Raw genomic sequence first — 20,476 nt, 5'->3', positions numbered from 1 at the left:
TAAAAAAAGATTGGGTAAAATATTAAAAAAGATAGAAAAGTTGACAACTGTCAAAGAAAATAACTAAGGAGTTGTTGGAGGGATGAATGGAAATTGTAATCAAGATGAAAATACATCTGAAAGTTTCTTAAATAATCCAAAAACAGTTACACCCAGAGGTATTGCAATTAAATTAAAATTAACAGATTTAATAGTTAATGTGTTTAAGAAACATACATTAGAGGAGAGAGAAAATACTTTTATTTGTGGAACGGCCTTAACATCACCTAAGGAAAATGAAATATGTTCTAAATGGCCAAAACCATGGTTATATTCAAGAGTATTTATTTTATTTGCAATAACTTTTATAGGACTTGTAGCATTATTGAGAGTCTTTAGAAATGTATTGGCTTATCCAGGAATTGTATTTATAGGTGCATTAATAGTTCCGTTCTCATTACTTGTGTTTTTTTGGGAAGTAAATGCACCAAGAAATATTAATATTTTTGATGTGGTTAAGATATTTTTTCTTGGAGGAATTTCTTCTTTGCTTATTACTATGATATTAAATAGTGCAATAACTGTAGGTGAAGTGGATTTCTATGGTGCAATATTAATTGGAGTTACAGAAGAATTAGCTAAACTTATTGTAGTTGCATATTTTGCGAGAGGAAGCAAGAGGAAATATATATTAAATGGCTTATTATTAGGAGCAGCAGTAGGAGCGGGTTTTGCAGTTTTTGAGACGGCAGGATATGTATTTGCTTATGGATTTGAAGTTCATACTATGATGAAAATAATATATACTAGAGGAGCATTAGCTTTTGGTGGTCATATTGCTTGGGCTGCTATGTCTGGAGCAGCATTAGTAATGGTAAAAGAAGATGATAGATTAAAAGTTAAACATTTTTTAAATATTAAATTCCTTAAATACTTTATTATTGCAATAATATTACATTCAATTTGGGATATGCCTATATATATTGAAAGCAGCATACCCTATATTCAAGTTATGCTTACATTAGTTGCATGGATTATTATATTAATATTAATTAATGCTGGACTTAAGCAAATATCAAGCTTGAGTTTTAATGGAAAAGCAAAAGCTGAGAGTAATTGCTAATGAATTTTTTTGACATAAAGTTGTAATAAGTTAACAAGTATGTTATTATAAAATGTAGATGTTATCGATAATTATGGAGGTGTTACCTATGCAAAACATATTTATGGCTTTTGAAGTGTTATTAGGATTAGGTATTATTATATCAGTATATATGCAGCCTAGTAAAGCAGATGCGTTAAGTGGATTAATACAAGGAACTGCAAAAGATACATTCTTTGCAAAAAACAAATCAAGAACTAAGGAAGTAATCCTTGTAAGATTAACAGTTATTTTTTCAATATTATTTGCAATAAATACAATTGTATTAAATTTAATAAAATAATAAATTTAGGCTACTTTTTATTAAGTAGCTTTTTTATTTTATATTTAAAGATATCCAAAGCGAGAATTAGACTTATGTGGTAATTTACCGAAATCCAATACATTTGTCTTCTGCAGGACTAGTGAAATTTTCGCTGGAAGGTTCTAAATGGCGGCTTGTCGTAATTTCAGCGTGTTCCAGATGTAAAAGCTCCAAGGAGAAAGTTCGTGTTTCCAAATATAAAATTTGGACACTTACTTTTTGGACAAGTTTTAAATGAAACAAGCCATAGAGGAAACTCGACTCACATTCGTTCGCTAAGCACAAGATTCACACCAAATCAGTTTCTTGAACTTAGTTAACTCATGAATGAGTTAACTAAGTTCAAGAAACCAAATCATAGATTTGGACTTTCACTTATCTGCTTAACACTATTCATCAGCTCAATTTCACATGCCTGCTTCCAGAAAAATGTATCTAATTTCTAGCGTAGTGTTACGATTATAATTTCTCGATAATGCATATATATTCCATTTATAAGTTTGAGTATTAATTTGGATATCTATATATCCAAAGTGAGAATTAGACTTATGCAACAATTACCGAAATCAGATTAATTTATCGTCCACAGGACTTAAATCTGTTTACAGTTATCAGTTGAGGAAAAAAAGCTAATAGCTTTTCTTAAATTATACATTTTCGAAATCTTTAAAGAGATTTCATACGTAACTCATAACTCATAACCGATTCCAAGCCTGCTTCCAGAAAAATGTATCTGATTTCTAGTGTAGTGTTACAATTATAATTTCTCAAGAATGTATGCATATTCTTAATTATTAATTTGGATATCTAATAAGATATTTGCATCTAAAAATGTAAACGTTTGTGAAATATTATTTTTTATAGAAAATAATATTTAGGTCAGAAATTATAAATTTTAACGTCAATTATAATATATAAGAAAATTTGAATTTATGTTATAGAGAATGATGTATTAGGAGGATATATGAAAGACGACGAATTAGTAAAAGGGCTAATATTGAGAGATGTAGATAGCTTTAATGAACTTATTAATGTATATTCGAAGGATATTTTGAAGGGAATATCTTATGTTTTAAGAGACTCTCAAGATAAAGAATATATTGAAGAATGTTTTGATGATGTTGTAATGCAGATTATGGAGAAAAGTAATACCTTTAAATTTGAATGTTCTTTTAAAGGTTGGATTATGTGTATATCTAAAAATAAGGCATTAGATTATAAGCGGAGAATAAAAAAATATTATAGCACTATTGAACTTAATGAGAATATTAGAGAAGATAGTTGCCTAGAAGATGAATACATACAGAAGGAATCTATAAGCGAATTTAATAAAATTGTAAATAAATTAGGAGCTGTTGATAAGACATTATTTGTTAAAAAATATGTGTTAGAAAATTCAACAAAAGAGTTATGTGAATATTACTTTATAAGTGAAGAGGTACTATATAAGCGACTGAGCAGGCTTCGAAAAAAGTTAAGAGAATTATTTAAAAATATGAAGTTTGGAGGGGAAAATATATATGAGTGATAATCAATTTCTTTCAGAAAATGAGATAAAAGCAATAGAAGAAGTAAAAGTTGAGGATGAATTATTAGAAAGGGTAAAAGAAAGAAAAAATAATATACTTTGGGAAGTTCTAATGAAAGAATTATTAAAGACTATAAAAGAAAAGTTAGATGAAGATGAAGAAATAGACTTTTATATTTCAGGAAGAGATTATACAAGTGATTCTGTACGACTTGCATTTGCCGCAACAATTGGATTATCAGCTGTAGCACATCCTGTAGTTGGATGGAGTTTCAATTGTATTTTAGTGAAAACTAATAGAAGATTACTATTAATAGAGGTAACTGGATATCTGCAATATTCAAAGCATTATGAAATACAGAAAGAATTAGGGGTGGTCAAAGAAAAAGAATATTTCTATTTGATAATTGAAGATAAGAATAAAAATAAGAAAACAATTCAATATCATATGAATAGATTTGAAATGATTATGGATTTATTAAAAGATTGTTCAACTATCGTAAAAGGGAAAAGAATAAAATCCAAAGCTGAAAAAATAATTAGACTTATCATAATTGCATGGATTATATACTTAGTATATGTAATGTACTTCATGATTAAAAATTGGGGGATAATTTATAAAGCATAATTTTAAGGTAAATAAATTAATGAATTAATGTCAATACTAATATTAAATAAGATAAAATCTATATTGTCTGAAGTTATTGTGGTAGTATATAGATATATAGGAATATTATATAATGATAACACAATGGAGGAAAACATTATGGGAATAAAACAAACATTAGCAAGTTTTATGAGTGAACCAGCTTATAGACCAATGGACATTGAAGAATTAATAGCTATATTTGATATAAAGAAAAATGAATATAATGCATTTAAAAAGACTTTAAGAATGATGGAAGAAGAAGGTATTATTACTAGGACGAAGAAAGATAGATATATGATTGCAGATGAAAACAATAAAGAAGAAGGGCTGATTTCAGGAACACTTCAGCTACATTCAAAAGGTTTTGGATTTTTGCTTCCAGATGAAGAGGGGCAAAAAGATGTATTTATTCCAAGCAACTGCATGAAAGGTGCAATGAATGGAGATAAAATAGCTGTTAAGGTAACCAGAGAAGACACAAATACTAAAAAAAGAGAAGGCGAAGTTGTTGAGATTATTGAAAGAAATACAACCAAAATAGTAGGTATCTATGAAGATTCTCAAAATTTTGGATTTGTAGTTTCAGAAGATCCTAGAATCTCAAAGGATATATTTATATCTAAAAAGGATAGAAATTCTGCTAAGAATGGAGATGTTGTTACTGTAAAGATAACAAAATGGCCAGAAGGAAATAGAAAAGCAGAAGGTGTTGTAACAGAAATTTTAGGAAGAAAAGGCGATAGAGGGATTGATATCTTAATTATAATCAAAAAACTTGGACTTCCAGAAGAGTTTACTGAAAAAGTATTAAAATATGCTGAAGGTATTTCCGAGGAAATTAATGAAGAAGAGATTAAGGGCAGAAGAGATCTTAGAGATTTAAGAATGGTAACAATAGATGGAGAAGATGCAAAAGACTTAGATGATGCAGTATCTATTGAAAAATTAAGTAATGGAAATTACAAATTAGGAGTGCATATTGCTGATGTAAGTCATTATGTAAGAGAAAATAATCCATTAGATAAAGAGGCCCTAAAAAGAGCAACTTCAGTTTATTTAATAGATAGAGTTATACCAATGTTACCAAGAAAATTATCAAATGGTATATGTTCTTTAAATCCAAGAGTAGATAGATTAGCACTTACTTGTTTTATGGAAATAAATAATAGTGGTAAAGTTGTAAATCATGAAATAGTAGAATCTATAATTAAAACTAATGAAAGAATGACATATACAGATGTTACTAAGATTCTAAAGGATCATGATGAAGAACTAATAAAGAGATACGATTATCTTTATGAAGACTTTAAATTAATGGAAGAGCTTTGTAATATTTTAAGAGAAAAGAGAACTAGAAGAGGTGCTATTGATTTTGAAATAGCAGAAGCAAAAATAACGTTAAATGACCTTGGAAAACCAATTGAGATAAAACCTTATGATCGTGAAATTGCAAATAGAGTTATAGAAGAATTCATGTTGGTTGCAAATGAAACAGTTGCTGAGCATATGTTCTGGACTCACTTACCTTTTGTGTATAGAATTCATGAAAATCCAGATGAAGAAAAGTTAGCAAAATTCAAGGAATTTGTTTATAACCTAGGATATAATGTTCACTGGACAGAAGAAATTATCCCAAAGAGTTTTCAAGAAATATTAGAAAAGGTTAAGGGCAAAAATGAAGAAACTGTTGTAAGTACTTTATTATTGAGATCTATGATGCAAGCGAGATATGCACCAGAATGCACTGGACATTTTGGCCTTGCAGCACAGTACTACTGCCACTTTACTTCACCAATTAGAAGATATCCAGATTTACAAATTCATAGAATTATTAAAGAATATCTTCATGGAGAATTGGATGAAAAGAGAATAAATAAATTGAAAAATACTGTTGGATATGCAGCTAAACAGTCTTCAGAAATGGAAAGAAAAGCACAAGATGCTGAAAGAGAAGTTGATGATCTTAAAAAAGCTGAATATATGCAAGAAAGAATTGGTGAAGAATTTGATGGAATCATATCTTCAGTTACTTCCTTTGGAGTATTTGTGGAACTTCCAAATACAGTTGAAGGCTTAGTTCATATTACAGACTTAGATGATGATTATTATATATTTAATGAATCACATCTTAGCTTGATGGGTGAAAGAACTAAGAAGATATATAAACTTGGAGATAAAGTAAAAGTTGAATGTGTTCATGTAGATATTACAAATAGGGAAGTATTCTTTAAAATTACACAAGAACCAAAAAGAGAAGAAGCCGAAGAGGCAGCGAATGAAACACTACAACCAGTATAGTGGGAGAGTTTTTAACTAGTTGATTTACAAAGATATGTATAATATAATGCTAGTATATAAGGCTTAAGAAACAATGAGGGAAATAAAAGGTCAGTATGGTGTGATTGTATATATATTTTCTTCATTGTAGTCTATAAATCATAATCCAAAATGAAAATGAATCTAAAAATATAGAAATTCCAAAGGAATTTCCTCAACAACTGTTAACTGATAACTGCCCACAGGGTACCCTAAAGGGCATAAACTGTTAACTGACAAAAGTGGGTGATAAAATGGCAAGAAAAAAGAATGAAAATTCATTAGCAGAAAATAGAAAAGCAAGACATGATTATTTTGTAGAAGAAGCAATGGAAGCAGGATTAGTTTTAGTAGGAACTGAAGTTAAGTCCATAAGAAATGGAAGAGTTAATCTTAAAGATTGTTATGCAGATGTATACAATGGAGAAATATTTATTAAAAATATGCATATTTCACCATATGAACAAGGTAATATTTTCAATGTAGATCCATTAAGAGAAAGAAAATTATTACTTCATAGAGATCAAATAAGAAGGCTTGATGCTTTAGTATCGCAAGATGGATATACCTTAGTACCATTATCTCTATATTTAAAAGAAGGTAAAGTAAAAGTTGCTCTTGGAGTTTGTAAAGGTAAAAAGAATTATGATAAGAGAGATGCTATGCTTGAAAAAGCACATAAGAGAGACATAGATAGAGCAATAAAAGAAAAATATAAATAGTAAATTATAAGGAACGAACTTAGCAATAAATATATTTGAGAAGTTTGTAATTAATGGCTGCCAAGAAAATTATATAAATAATTTTTAGGCAGCTTTTAAATTTTAAGGGTGATTTTTTAGTTAATAAAATGTTAAGAGTAGACTTGAAGATAAAATGCAAGAGTAAATATGATAAATACTTGTTAAATAAAGATTAATGTTTATATCGGTATGAATATTAGGCAACAAAGTTAATAAAAATGTATGGAAAAACAACCTTAACTGGTATATAATTCATATTATGAATATAATATACTAATGCATTTAGGGGGAGTTAAAATGAGAAAAACATTAATAACTAAAAAAAGTATAGCTTTTATAACTAGTTTATTTTTGGCAATTACATTGTTCAGTGCTTTTCCAATTATAGGTTATGCTGCGGATAATGGAAAAACATTTGATATTATTGAAGTAACAGATTTTCACGGAACCTTAAAGGATTCTTCTGGAAATCCAGTTGCAGGAGTTTTAGCTGATAGAATAGAAAATGTAAAAAAATCAAATCCTGATAGAACTTTAATCATAGGTGGTGGAGACTTATACCAAGGTTCTGCTGTATCGAACATTATGAAAGGGGTTCCAGTCCAACAAGTTATGTCAAAGGTTGGAATGGAAGTAACAGCCCTTGGAAACCATGAATTTGATTGGGGATTAGATACAACTATTGATACAACTATGAAGGGGGCAGCTTATTCGATAGTTTGTAGTAATTTATATGATAAAACTGGTAAGAGAGTATTTGAACCTTATAAAATCATAACTAAAGATGGGGTTAAAATAGCAATTATTGGAGGAATAACACTTGAAACAGAAACAAGTGTATCACCTAAATATGTAAAAGATTATGAATTCAAAGATCTTGCAAATGAAATTAATTCAGTTGCAGCACAAATTAAAAAAGATAAATTAGCAGATGTAACAATTGCATTAGTTCATGAAGGAGATAAAGGGGATAATGCAACAGGACCAGTATTTGACTTGGCTAATAAGCTTCAAAATGTAGATGCAGTATTTGGTGGACATAGTCATACAAAAACTGCAGCGATAGCTACAACTACTAAAATTCCAGTATATATTGGAGCATCTAATGGTAAAGGATATATTGATGCTAAATTTAATATAACTAGTGATAAAAAAATTGCATTTGAAGCACCAAAGCTTGATACAAGTTACGTAGCTTTAGATAATGAAAAAGGATATAAAGCTGTTGTAAAACAAACAGATATTAATGTTGATAAAATTGTAAATGATGCTAATAAACTAATAGATCCAATTACAAGTGAAGTTATTGGATACAATACAGATAAAGAATTAACAAGAAAATTAAACAATACTCCATATGGGTCATCAGTTTTAGGAAATTGGGCATCTGATGTTACAAAAGATGCAGTTAGAGCTGATGTAGGCTTTCAAAATAATGGAGGTCTTAGAATTGACATACCTCAAGGAAATATAACAGTAGGAACAATGTGGCAATTTATGCCTTTTGATAATACACTTTATAAATTAAAAATGACAAAGGCTCAAATAAAAGAAGTTTTAGAGCAGGCTGTAGCAGATAATAGCAAGGGATTGCAAGTATCTGGTATTAATTTTACTTATGATTCAAAACTTCCAACAGGTCAAAGAGTGAAAGATATTACAAGAGAAAATGGAAGAACAATTAAAGATAATGAGATGTTAACTGTAGCAGTTCCAGATTTCGTAGCGCAAGGTGGAGATTCCTTTACTGCATTCACAAAGTATGGTGGATTAGATGTTAAAAATGATACTCATGTTGTAGTTAGAGATGCACTAATTGATTGGTGTAAATATAATAAGAACAGAAATGGTAACAATACAATAACTAATAAAGATGTTCCAAGAATGGTTAATTTATCTGGAGCAGTAAGTAATCTTATTCAAAAAGCAGCTTAAAATATTATTATTAAAATAAAAGTGTTAGAATGATTTTTCTGACACTTTTATTGTTGTTAATTACTTAAAAATATTAATAAGATATTGCAATAGAAATGAAAATTGTTTATAATAATACTAATCCGATTAATATACTATGGATTAAAATGATTTGAAGGTTATTATTTAGAAGTTGACAAAAAGAAAGAATACTTATATAATCAGATAAGTAACTAAATAAAATAATCTGATATCTTATCAAGAGTGGTGGAGGGACTGGCCCTTTGAAACCCGGCAACCGAAATATTGGTTTATAATCAATATTTATATGGTGCTAATTCCAGCAGCAATTTAGCTGATAGATGAGAGGATAAATTTAAGTGATGTTTATGCGCTGGAGATTTATTCTCTGGCGCTTTTGTTTTGAGGTATTTAAATATTTGTTGATTTAAATACCTTAGTTATCCGGATACTAACAAAACAAAGTCAAAGGAGGAAAATGTGTTTTGATAGAAATTAAAAACGTAGTTAAAAATTATGGACAAACACAAGTTATAAAAGATGTAACATTAGATATTAAAGAAGGCGAAATATATGGAATAATAGGGCATAGTGGTGCAGGAAAATCAACTTTGCTTAGATGTATAAATGGACTTGAATCTTATGATGGAGGATCAGTAAATGTAATGGGGAAAGAAGTTTCTTCATTAGAAGGTAAAAGTCTTAGAGAGTTTAGAAAAGATTTAGGTATGATCTTTCAAAATTTCAATCTTATGCAAAGAAAAAATGTATTTGATAATGTTGCGCTTCCTCTGGAAGTCTGGGGATACAGTAAGAATGAAATTATGGACAAGGTATCGAGATTACTAGATTTAGTTGGCTTAAAAGATAAAAAAGATAGTAAACCATCAGAGCTTAGTGGTGGGCAAAAGCAAAGAGTAGCAATAGCAAGAGCATTAGCACTAGATCCAAAAATATTACTTTGTGATGAAGCAACTTCAGCTTTAGATCCGAAAATCACAAAAGACATTTTAGCATTACTTTCTAAAATAAATAAAGAATTGGGAATAACTATAGTAGTAGTTACTCACCAAATGGAAGTTATAAAGGAAATTTGTGAAAAAGTTGCATTATTAGATGGCGGTAAAATAAAAGCTGAAGGAAGAGCAGAAGATTTATTCTTAAAACCAGGAAAATCATTGAAGAAATTCTTGGGTGAGGATGATGAAGATGAAGAAATATTGCCAAACGAAGGAGTTAACATTAAATTATTTTTCCCAAGTGATTCTTCAGAAAATGCACTAATTACAAAGATGGCACGGGAATTGGAAATAGATTTTTCAATTGTTTGGGGCAAACTTGAAAAATTTAGAAGTGAAGTATTAGGTGGGCTTGTAATAAATATAAATGAAAAAGATAAAGATAAGGTTATGGAATACCTTAAAAATAAAGATATTCTATTGGAGGTGATTGAATAATGAGTGATGTAATAGGAAAAGCTTTGATTGAGACGTTAGAAATGGTTTTTGCATCAACTCTTGGTTCATTAATCTTAGGGTTTATACCTGCAATAATATTGACGGTTACTGCAAAAGATGGATTAAAACCTAACAAAATTGTTTATTCAGTTTTAGATTTAATAATTAACATATTAAGAAGTTTCCCAGTTATTATACTCATGGTAGCTATTATACCTTTAACTAGGTTTATTGCTGGTAAATCAATAGGTACAGAAGCAGCTATTGTTCCACTTACAATTGCAGCAGCTCCTTTTGTAGCAAGAATTATTGAATCAGCTCTTAGAGAAGTTGATAAAGGAATAATTGAGGCAGCTAAGTCTTTTGGAGCATCAAATACTCAAATTATTTTTAAGGTTATGCTTAAGGAAGCAATTCCTTCAATAGCCTCAGGAATTACTCTTACAATAATAAGTATTGTTGGGTATTCTGCAATGGCAGGAACAATTGGTGGTGGAGGACTTGGTCAAGTAGCTATAAGCTATGGATATCAAAGATTCCAAACAGATTATATGGTAGTAACATGTATTGTTTTAATTATAGTAGTACAAGGACTACAAGTTTTAGGCAATTATTTTTATAATAAATTATCAAAATAGGGGGAAAGAAATATGAAAAAAAAATCAATTATATCAGTAGTATTAGCAGGAGTTGTCGCATTAGGATTGGTAGGATGTGGGGGCGCATCTACATCAGCAAGTAAAGATTCTAAGAATGATAAGGTAATAAAAATTGGAGTTACTCCAAAGCCACATGAAGAAATAGTAAATATAGCAAAACCATTGCTTGAAAAAGAAGGATATACTGTTGAAGTAACAGAATTTAATGACTATAATCAACCAAATACTGCAGTTGAAGAAGGTTCATTAGATGCAAACTTCTTCCAACATACACCTTATTTAAATACACAAAATAAAGAAAAAGGATATCACTTAGTTTCAGTTGGAGCTATTCATTTAGAACCAATGGGCTTATATTCTAAGAAAATAAAAAGCTTAGATGATCTTAAAGAAGGTGCTACAATAGCAGTTCCTAACGATCCTTCAAATGAAGCTAGAGCATTAAAGTTATTAGCAGGAAAAGGATTAATAAAAATCAAAGATGGTGAATTAGTTACACCAAAAGATATTACAGAAAATCCTAAAAAATTAAAATTTAATGAATTAGAAGCAGCAGCAGTTCCAAGAGCTATAGATGATATTGATGCAGCTGTAATTAACGGAAACTATGCTATAGAAGCTAAATTCAATCCTGCAAAAGATGCAATAATAATTGAAGATAAGAATTCAGATGCTGCTAAACCTTATGCAAATATTGTTGTTGTAAAAGACGGAAATCAAGATAAAGATAAGATAAAAGCTTTAGTAAAAGCAATGACTTCACCTGAAGTTAAAGCCTTTATAGAAAAAGAATACAATGGTTCAGTAATACCAGTATTTTAGTATAAGATTTTAAGTTATTTTTGATGGCAGATTATTTTAATTGATACGTACTTATAGATTATATCTAGAGTTAGTTGAAATTATTATAATCTGCTAATTTTATTGCTTTGGATTATAAGTATTATTTGGAGAATATCTTTAATAATCTATAAAAATAAGGTATACTTTTTAATAGGATTAGAAAAATTATGATGAATAATTTAAATTCGGATTAATTTGAAATATCAGGAAATAATTTTTGGCGTAAATAAAAGGAGACAAAAATATCATGAACATATCTGAAGTAAAAGTTAAATTACTTGGAAATGACATATTGAGTATTATTAACGAGTTTGTTAAAATAAATGGATTAGATTTGAAAAAAGTATCTATTGATGATGGAATAATATTAGAAGGAACCTTTAAAAAAGGCATAACAATGGATTTTTATGTAAAAGCTGAATTGATAGAATGTGTTCATAATAAAATTACTGCAAGAATATCAAAAATGAAAATTATTAATTGTGGAGTTTTTAGAATTTTTAGAAGTCTTGCATTAAAGCAATTAGTAAAAGCATTTAAAGAATATGGAATAAGTAGCAATAAGGATAAAGTAACAATAAATATAAGTACCATCCTTAAGGATGTACCATTTGTAGATTTAATTGTTGAGGATATATTTATTAAAAAAACAGAAGTATTTGTCGAAGCAAAGGATCTTAATATTTCAATAGCGGGAACATTAGTAAAAAAAGTTGAAGCAGAAGTTGTAGAAAAAAGTCAAGAACAAGAAGATTTTGATTTAAAACTTGTGAGTAAAGTTGAGGATAATTATTCTAAAGGCAGAGAAATTTTATTGGACAAGTTGCCTGATGAAACAAAAATATATAAAGATTATATTTTTATATTACCAGATATAATTTCTCTTATTTATAGATTGATGAAAGATAAGCGAGTGCCTATAAAGACGAAGTTAATAATGTCGATATCAATTGGATATATAACACTTCCGACGGACATAATACCTAATAAAATACCATTTATAGGTGCAATTGATGAAATTGGAGCTGCATTTTTTGCATTAGATAAAGTTTTTAATGATGTTCCTATAAATGTTATCGTAGAAAATTGGCAAGGAAAGAATGAGTTGATTTTAGTAATAAAAAGTGGTGTTGATTATTTAGCTAATTTTACAAAGGCAAAAAATGTAGATAAATTATGTCAAGTGGTGTCAGAATTATCTACATTATAAATATATATTATAAAATACAGAAAGTTTATGTATAAGAAAATCGGATATACTTGTAGATAAAGTATTTTTGTGAATTAAAAGAGGAAGTGAAAGGGAGAAGGGAATGGCAAAGAAAGTTTATGCAATACAATATGGCTTTGATGCAAAAAATAATAAAAAGATAGAAAATATTATAGTTAACACCTGGGATGAGTGTTTAAAATATGTAAAAGGGGTAAAGGGAGCGAAATATAAGAGCTTTGAAAGTATTGATGATGCAAAGTTATATTTAAATGAAGGCAATAGAATGTTAAAAAAGAGTGATGAAAATTATCCTAAAGATTGTCTTCATGCTTATGTAGATGGTAGTTATAACTCTTCAGATGGAAGATATTCATATGGAATAGTTTGCGTCAATAATGATGTTGTGGAATATATAGAAAGTAATGCAGAAAATGATACATCAGAAAGGAATATAAGGCAGATTGCAGGGGAACTTAAAGGAGCTGTTAGAGCAGTGGAATATGCTTTAAGTCAAGGCCAAACTAAAATTGTGTTATTTCATGACTATGAGGGGATTGCTCATCATGCAACTGGTGCATGGGAACGAAAGGAAGAATCCTCAGTTGGATATTATGAGAAAATGCAGACCTTAATGAAATCTGGAATTGATATTATTTTCGTAAAGGTAGATAGTCATACTGGTGATTTATTTAATGAACTAGTTGATGAAAAGTGCAAAGAATGTTTAGGGATAACTTCTGATAGGGTTGTTGAAAAATGGTTGAAGAAAAATACAATAAAAGTATCTAATGCCAATGCAAAAACTGAAATTTTAAGCTTAGCGCCAAATTGTACAGATAATATTATTCTTATTGGTAATAATGAAGATAGTGATTTAAATCAAGATATTAGTGTACAAAAAAATAATGAAGAACTTGATCGTGAAATTAAGTTCAATCAAATTATAGATTTATATAAAAATAACTGTAAGGATGGGAAAAAGGCGATCTCAAAACTTTTAAGTAAGGAAAAAGAAGCTTTAATTTTATATTTATTAAATAATTATAATTAAAGTTATTGGATATAAATATATTTGGGAAAAATTAACTTGAATAACTTCATAATTAATACACAACCTACTTGTAGAAAATGAATTAATTTTATTAAAGAGGTGTTATTTATGGAAAGATTTTCAAAGGGAATGGTAGCAGGGATTTTAATAGGAGTTGCTGTTGATATGGCCATGATGCCATATCATGATAGAAGAACTCAACGAACAATGAAAAGAGCAGGAAGAAGAATGAGAGATGTGGCTGAGTCAACTTATCATGGGATTCAAGGTTGGATGAAATAAAAAGTTGAAAAATAAAAAAGCAAAATATAAGGGATGAAATAATTTCATACCCTTTTATTTTGCTTTTTTATAAATAAAACATTAGGAATATAGGAGATATTATAAAATTTATGGTATGTTTATATTTTTATGCAATTTTTTATAAATTTATGATATAATAAGAAAAAAGCAAAAAAATATTTAAATAATTTGTTGAATAGAGAAGGATTAAAAAATGGAAATTCTATCATTAGGAGAAAAAATTAAAAGAAGAAGAAAAGAATTAAATATGACATTAAAGGATTTGGCTAAGGACAGAATAACTCCAGGACAGATAAGCTTGGTAGAATCAAGTCGTTCAAATCCATCGGTTGATTTATTAGAATATTTAGCTAATTCATTAAATACTACTGTTGAGTATTTAATGGAATCAGAAGAAAGCCAAGCTGAAAAGATAAGTTTATATTATGAGCAGGTAGGGGAATCCTGCATATTACAAGGAGATTATGAAAAGGGACAAAGATATATTGATAATGCGTTATATTATTGCGAAAAATACAATTTAGAGTATAGAAAAGCAATTATATATTTTATAACAGCAAAGTCGTATATGTATAAAAAAGATTTCCCAATGGCTCAGAAGTTTTTTTTATCAGCGAACGTAATATTTGTTAAAAATAACAATTATGAGCAAATAATTAAAGCCTTTCTAAATTTAGCTAACATAGCATTAGAATCTAAAGCATACCATTCTTCTAGTAGTTATTTAAAGCAAGCAGAAAAAGTATATTTAGACAATAATATTGTAGATGAGTTCTTATTAGGGGAAATATATTATAATATGGCTAGAACTTATTTTAATATAGAAGACTTGGAATCTGCATTAGAGTATTCATACTTGTCAAAAAAGCGTTTTCAACAAATATATAATGATGAGGACTACGCAAGAAATTTATTTGAATTAGCAGAAGAGTTTAATAAAAAGGGAGATTTAATAAATGCATTAAAGTATTCCCAAAAAACATTGGAAGTATATAAAAAAATACAATACAATAAGAGTATTGTAAATATAGAACAAAATTTGGGTAAATTGTTCTATGAATTAGGAGATCTAGAAGAATCTATTAAGCATTATGAGATATCTAGAAATGTAAGTATTTATAATAAAGTTGGACATGTTAATGATATATTAATGGATATTTGTAAAAGTTATTTAAAACTAAAAAATACAGGTGAATGTAGCAAAATATTAAAAGATATTGAAAGTAGTATAAAAAATGAAGATGTTGATAGGATTATTAACTGTAAGCTAATTGAATATACTATGTGTAATATTGATGAAAATTTTGAGCAGGCAGAAAATGTATTAATTGATACATATATACTGGCAAAAAATAGTGGAAGATTAACTAAGGCAGGAGAATTATCCATGAGACTTGGAAAATACTTTATATCTAAGAAGGACGTAGAAAAGGCTTCGTATTATTTAGATCAGGGAGTAAAATTGTTTGACGAAGCAGAACAACTAGAAAATTAAAAAATTTTTAAGTAAATGGGTGATATTTTTGGAAATACTATCAACTGGAGAAAAGATAAAAAGAGCTCGAATATTTAAAGGTATTACATTAAAAGAATTGTGTGGACACAAAATTTCAATTGCTAAAATGAGTTGCATAGAAAATGGGAAAATTAAGGCAGATAAAGAGTTACTTAAATATATAGCTGAAAAAATAGAAATAGATTTAGACTATTTAACAGAAGATGTTTATGAGCAAATATTAAATAACTTAAAAATTATAAGAAAAAATATTGCCTGTGATGATGATTCAGAAAATAAATTAAAAGATAATTTAAGTTATGCGATTAAATATAAATTTTATGATTTAGCATTTGAGTTAATTCATATATTATTTTCTTATTATGTAGAAGAAAATAAAGTTGAAAATATTCAATTAATAGTTTCACAATATTATGATTTATATCAAAGAAATAATAAACATAAAAATACTGTTATATATTTTAAAGATATGGCAAGATATCTTTCTCAAAATGGAGAATATATTGAAGCAATTTCATATTACAGTAAGCTTAGAGAAATGTTTCAGCAGCAAAAAGAAAAAATGGATAAGACGGAGTATTGCCTAATAGGTTATAATGAAGCTTTGTGTTATCAAAATATAGGAAAATCAGAGGAAGCGTATAGTATTTTATCTGAAATTATAGAATACGTTAATAGCCTTAAAACTGATGAAAGTAAAGGTAAGGTTTATCATATATACGCAACAGTATGCATCAAACTAAAAAAGGACTGTGTTGATGAATATAAAAAGAAAGCCTTTGAATATCAAAAACATAATCCTATTTCATTAGCACTATCTCATGGAAATTATGGAAAATACTATTTTGAAGCTGATGAAAGAAAAAAAGCAATTGCTGAAATACAAGAAGGAATTAAAATATTCCCACGAGATAATGTAGAAAAGAACGTTCAATTTTTAAATGATTGTACTGGAATACTAATTGATAATAAGGAATATGAAATCGCTGATAAAATGGCAGAAGAAGCTTTAAATGCAGCTATTATTACCAATAACATAAAGTTGATTGAAAAATCATATTATCTGAAGGGAACAATTCTTCAAAATATGAATTTATATAGTGAAGCAGAAAAATATATGAATTTATCTTTGGATTCACTTTATAAATTTGGATCAAGGGAGCAAAGGAAAGCTCGATATGTAGATATGGGAAAATTGTATTATAAACTTGGAGATATAGAGGATTCTATAAAGTATTACAATTTAGCATTGGCTGTAGATAAAAAAATTTAATAAAGTACAATTCTGTGTATATTAAAAGCACTTTAAGCTAGTTTTTCTACTTTAACTTGCCAAACTGAAGAGGTGAGCCAAGTAAAGTATGAGTCATCTAACTCAAAGTGCTTTATGCATTAAGAAATATTTATACAATTCTAAAAAATAAAAGATACACTATATTTAACTAATCATCATTATCTTCATTTTTACCTAGAAAATAATCTAATATATCATCAATAGTAATAACACCAACAATTTTATCATTATTTACTACAGGCATTGCGACAATATCATTTTTTCTCAAACGTTTAGCGACTGTTATAATATCTTCATCAGATTGCGAAAGTATTACAGACTTTGACATAACCCATTCAACAGGGCAGCTAACATAATGTCCAGGATGTATCATAAATCTATATATGTCAGCTTTAACTATCATTCCAACCAATGTTTCACTATCATCTACTACAGGCATACCGTTAATATTAAGGTCATGCATTAATTCTAAAGCTTTATCAATAGTATCGTTTACATTTATAATATGAAAATTTTTGTTGATAATAGAATCTACTCTCATAAAATCACCTCTTTTATAAATTTAACAGCAAAATATTTATTAACCAAAATTTTTGATAATTTATATATATAATAATATTTTACTACAAAATAGTAAATTTTAAAATAAAAGTTTATAATAAAAAATTAAAGAAAATTTAAAAACAAACTTTGACTTTCTTTGACCTATATATTATTATATAAGTAAAGAATAGTTATTTATATTGCAATCGTAAAGTATGATTTAAAAAAATACTTATGGAAATTAATAAAGGTATGGATATAAGAAATAAGGAGGAATATATATGAATATTGATAAAATGACATTAAGGGTTCAACAAGCATTAAATGATGCAAATGTTGCAGCAGTTAAGTATAATCATCAGCAAATAGATTTAATACATCTTTTTTCTGCTCTTATAGAGCAAGAAGATGGATTAGTGCCAAACATTTTTACTAAAATGGGAGTTCCGTTAAAGAATTTAAAAGATACTGTAAATAATGAATTGAATTCAATGCCAAAGGTATTAGGAGAAGGCGTTGGAAATGTATATATTACTAGAAAAGTTGAAGAGGTTTTGATTAAAGCAGAAGAGATTTCAAAGAAATTTGAAGATTCTTATGTTAGTGTTGAACACTTAATGTTAGCTATTATGGAAATCAAAAATAATAGTGAAATTTCAAAAATATTAAATAAATACAATATAACTAAAGATAATTTTTTGAAAGTTCTTTCAGAAGTTAGAGGAAGCCAAAGAGTTGAAACTCAAGATCCAGAGGGAACATATGATGCGTTAGCTAAGTATGGAACAAATTTAGTTGATCTTGCTAAAAAGCATAAACTTGATCCGGTAATAGGAAGAGATGAGGAAATAAGAAGAACTATAAGAATTCTTTCAAGAAGAACAAAAAATAATCCTGTCCTAATAGGAGAACCAGGTGTTGGTAAAACTGCTATTATTGAAGGATTAGCTGAGAGAATAGTTAGAGGAGATGTTCCAGAAGGATTAAAAGATAAAATTATATTTTCCCTTGATATGGGAGCTTTAATAGCTGGAGCTAAGTACAGGGGTGAATTTGAAGAAAGATTAAAGGCTGTTTTAAAAGAAGTTCAAAGCAGTGATGGAAGAATATTATTATTTATAGATGAAATTCATACTATAGTTGGTGCAGGAAAAACTGATGGTGCAATGGATGCAGGAAACCTAATAAAGCCATTATTAGCTAGAGGAGAATTACATTGCATTGGTGCTACTACTTTTGATGAATATAGAAAGTATATTGAAAAAGACAAGGCCTTAGAAAGAAGATTCCAACCTGTAATTATTGATGAGCCTTCGGTTGATGATACAATTGCTATTTTAAGAGGCTTAAAGGAAAGATTTGAAATTCATCATGGAATCAGAATTCATGATTCGGCTATAGTAGCTGCTGCAAAGCTTTCAGATAGATATATTCAAGATAGATTTATGCCAGATAAAGCTATTGATTTGATTGATGAAGCTGGAGCCATGATAAGATCAGAAATTGACTCTCTTCCAACAGAATTAGATGTTATAAGAAGAAAAATATTTAAATTAGAAATAGAAAAAGAAGCTCTTGCTAAAGAAAAGGATGATAATTCAAGAAATAGATTAGAGGATCTTGAAAAGGAATTAGCAGAATTAAAAGAGAAAAATGATGAAATGACTGCTAAATATACAAAAGAAAAGGAACAAATTACAGCTATAAAAACCTTAAAAAGTCAATTGGATGATGCAAGAGGAGAAATAGAAGCTGCTCAAAGAAATTTTGACTATAATAAAGTAGCTGAAATCCAATATAGTAAAATCCCAGCATTGGAAGAAGAAATAAAGCAAAAAGAAATTGAACTAAGAGATAACTATGAAGGTGCATTATTGAAAGAAGAAGTTACAGAACAAGAAGTATCAGCTGTACTTTCAAAATGGACTGGAATTCCTGTGACTAATTTGCTTGAAGGAGAAAGAGAAAAACTTTTAAGATTAGAAGATGATATGAGTAAAAGAGTTATAGGCCAAGGGGAAGCAATTGAAGCTGTAACTAATGCAATTCTTAGAGCAAGAGCTGGCCTAAAAGATATTAATAGACCAATAGGATCATTTATCTTTTTAGGACCAACAGGAGTTGGTAAGACAGAGTTAGCTAAGACTTTGGCTAGAAACCTTTTTGATTCAGAAGAAAGTATTATTCGTATAGATATGTCAGAATATATGGAAAAGCATTCTGTATCTAGATTAGTTGGAGCGCCTCCAGGATACGTAGGCTATGATGAAGGTGGTCAATTAACTGAAGCAGTAAGAAGAAGTCCTTATAGTGTAATTTTATTTGATGAAATCGAAAAGGCCCATGAGGATGTATTTAATATATTCCTTCAAATTTTAGATGATGGTAGATTAACAGATAATAAAGGTAAGACCGTTGATTTTAAAAATACTATAATAATAATGACTTCAAATATAGGAAGTGAATATTTACTAGAAAATAAAAATGATGAACATGTTGAAGAAGACATTAAAGCTAAAGTGATGAGTGTTTTAAAATCAAGATTTAAGCCAGAGTTTTTAAATAGAGTAGATGATACAATAATGTTTAAGCCATTAGCAGAATCAGGCATCAAGAAAATTATTGATATATTCTTAAGAGATGTAGGCTTAAGATTAAAAGATAAAAATATAGAAATAGAAGTCACAGAAGAAGCTAAGACAATAATGGCAAGAGAAGGATATGATGTAGTTTACGGAGCAAGACCTCTTAAGAGATATATCCAAAATATATTAGAAAACAGACTTGCAAGAATGATAATAAAAGGTGATTTGATTTATGGTTCTAAGGTTAGAATTGATGGGAATGGTGAAGAAATTACTATAGAACCTGTCTTATTACCAGATAAGCAATAGTTTGAGTATGTGAAAATGAGATATAGTTTTGAAAGTTCTGTTAGAATAAATTATTAATATATAAACACAACAGTCAGTCCAAATTGG

Annotated in this window: 18 protein-coding genes and 1 riboswitch; of the genes, 17 read left to right on the top strand and 1 reads right to left on the bottom strand. The window is 28.4% G+C overall.

The features are described 5' to 3' along the window. Positions 1 to 82 precede the first annotated feature (82 nt). The 16 genes from CSPA_RS24815 to CSPA_RS24750 all read left to right on the top strand — a co-directional run bounded on the left by CSPA_RS24815 (position 83) and on the right by CSPA_RS24750 (position 16,931). The gene (locus CSPA_RS24815) at positions 83 to 1,102 is read left to right on the top strand and encodes a PrsW family intramembrane metalloprotease (protein WP_015395164.1); all 1,020 of its coding nucleotides are present in this window, start codon (positions 83 to 85) and stop codon (positions 1,100 to 1,102) included. An 88-nt stretch (positions 1,103 to 1,190) separates the two neighbouring features. Further along, positions 1,191 to 1,424: a preprotein translocase subunit SecG gene (gene secG, locus CSPA_RS24810; RefSeq protein WP_015395163.1), complete on the top strand. Its 234-nt coding sequence runs from the start codon at positions 1,191 to 1,193 to the stop codon at positions 1,422 to 1,424. 206 nt (positions 1,425 to 1,630) lie between these two features. After that, complete coding sequence (locus tag CSPA_RS30850) at positions 1,631 to 1,765, top strand: hypothetical protein (RefSeq protein WP_278046207.1); 135 nt, start codon at positions 1,631 to 1,633, stop codon at positions 1,763 to 1,765. Positions 1,766 to 2,409: 644 nt separating this feature from the next. After that, a complete protein-coding gene (locus CSPA_RS24805; RefSeq protein WP_015395162.1) occupies positions 2,410 to 2,973 on the top strand; it encodes a sigma-70 family RNA polymerase sigma factor in 564 nt (187 codons plus the stop codon). Continuing rightward, the gene (locus CSPA_RS24800; RefSeq protein WP_015395161.1) at positions 2,966 to 3,601 is read left to right on the top strand and encodes a hypothetical protein; all 636 of its coding nucleotides are present in this window, start codon (positions 2,966 to 2,968) and stop codon (positions 3,599 to 3,601) included. Before CSPA_RS24805 ends, CSPA_RS24800 begins: the two co-directional genes overlap by 8 nt. A 138-nt stretch (positions 3,602 to 3,739) precedes the next feature. After that, entirely contained in the window at positions 3,740 to 5,920 is a 2,181-nt protein-coding gene (gene rnr / locus CSPA_RS24795) for a ribonuclease R (protein ID WP_017810354.1), read from the top strand. A 272-nt stretch (positions 5,921 to 6,192) separates the two neighbouring features. Beyond that, the gene (gene smpB / locus CSPA_RS24790; RefSeq protein WP_015395159.1) at positions 6,193 to 6,660 is read left to right on the top strand and encodes an SsrA-binding protein SmpB; all 468 of its coding nucleotides are present in this window, start codon (positions 6,193 to 6,195) and stop codon (positions 6,658 to 6,660) included. A gap of 318 nt (positions 6,661 to 6,978) precedes the next feature. Beyond that, entirely contained in the window at positions 6,979 to 8,616 is a 1,638-nt protein-coding gene (locus CSPA_RS24785) for a bifunctional metallophosphatase/5'-nucleotidase (protein ID WP_015395158.1), read from the top strand. 231 nt (positions 8,617 to 8,847) lie between these two features. Further along, a riboswitch (SAM riboswitch) is annotated at positions 8,848 to 8,964 on the top strand. Positions 8,965 to 9,101: 137 nt separating this feature from the next. After that, positions 9,102 to 10,073 carry a methionine ABC transporter ATP-binding protein gene (locus tag CSPA_RS24780; RefSeq protein WP_015395157.1) on the top strand — a complete coding sequence of 324 codons (972 nt, stop codon included), beginning with the start codon at positions 9,102 to 9,104 and terminating at the stop codon, positions 10,071 to 10,073. After that, the gene (locus CSPA_RS24775; RefSeq protein WP_015395156.1) at positions 10,073 to 10,711 is read left to right on the top strand and encodes a methionine ABC transporter permease; all 639 of its coding nucleotides are present in this window, start codon (positions 10,073 to 10,075) and stop codon (positions 10,709 to 10,711) included. The genes CSPA_RS24780 and CSPA_RS24775 overlap by 1 nt, the downstream gene beginning before the upstream one ends. A 12-nt stretch (positions 10,712 to 10,723) precedes the next feature. Beyond that, entirely contained in the window at positions 10,724 to 11,554 is an 831-nt protein-coding gene (locus CSPA_RS24770) for a MetQ/NlpA family ABC transporter substrate-binding protein (RefSeq protein WP_015395155.1), read from the top strand. 268 nt (positions 11,555 to 11,822) lie between these two features. After that, positions 11,823 to 12,785: a YkvA family protein gene (locus CSPA_RS24765; protein WP_015395154.1), complete on the top strand. Its 963-nt coding sequence runs from the start codon at positions 11,823 to 11,825 to the stop codon at positions 12,783 to 12,785. Positions 12,786 to 12,888: 103 nt separating this feature from the next. Further along, entirely contained in the window at positions 12,889 to 13,839 is a 951-nt protein-coding gene (locus CSPA_RS24760; RefSeq protein ID WP_015395153.1) for a ribonuclease H family protein, read from the top strand. A 108-nt stretch (positions 13,840 to 13,947) separates the two neighbouring features. After that, positions 13,948 to 14,121 carry a hypothetical protein gene (locus CSPA_RS29615; RefSeq protein ID WP_015395152.1) on the top strand — a complete coding sequence of 58 codons (174 nt, stop codon included), beginning with the start codon at positions 13,948 to 13,950 and terminating at the stop codon, positions 14,119 to 14,121. 214 nt (positions 14,122 to 14,335) lie between these two features. Then, positions 14,336 to 15,637, top strand: coding sequence for a helix-turn-helix domain-containing protein (locus tag CSPA_RS24755; RefSeq protein ID WP_015395151.1), 1,302 nt, complete (start codon positions 14,336 to 14,338; stop codon positions 15,635 to 15,637). 28 nt (positions 15,638 to 15,665) lie between these two features. Beyond that, positions 15,666 to 16,931, top strand: a complete 1,266-nt coding sequence (locus tag CSPA_RS24750) for a helix-turn-helix transcriptional regulator (protein ID WP_017810355.1) — start codon at positions 15,666 to 15,668, stop codon at positions 16,929 to 16,931. A 169-nt stretch (positions 16,932 to 17,100) separates the two neighbouring features. Here the strand turns inward: CSPA_RS24750 and CSPA_RS24745 are convergent, their stop codons facing one another. Further along, complete coding sequence (locus CSPA_RS24745; protein WP_015395149.1) at positions 17,101 to 17,493, bottom strand: CBS domain-containing protein; 393 nt, start codon at positions 17,491 to 17,493, stop codon at positions 17,101 to 17,103. 283 nt (positions 17,494 to 17,776) lie between these two features. Here CSPA_RS24745 and clpB point away from each other — a divergent pair, with 283 nt between their 5' ends. Further along, positions 17,777 to 20,389 (top strand): ATP-dependent chaperone ClpB, encoded by a 2,613-nt coding sequence (gene clpB / locus CSPA_RS24740; protein WP_015395148.1) that lies wholly within the window; start codon positions 17,777 to 17,779, stop codon positions 20,387 to 20,389. Positions 20,390 to 20,476: the final 87 nt, after the last annotated feature.

The organism is Clostridium saccharoperbutylacetonicum N1-4(HMT) (assembly GCF_000340885.1).
Classification (GTDB): domain Bacteria; phylum Bacillota; class Clostridia; order Clostridiales; family Clostridiaceae; genus Clostridium; species Clostridium saccharoperbutylacetonicum.
Note: the sequence above shows the minus strand (reverse complement) of the source record. Positions and strands in the feature narration are given on the sequence as shown.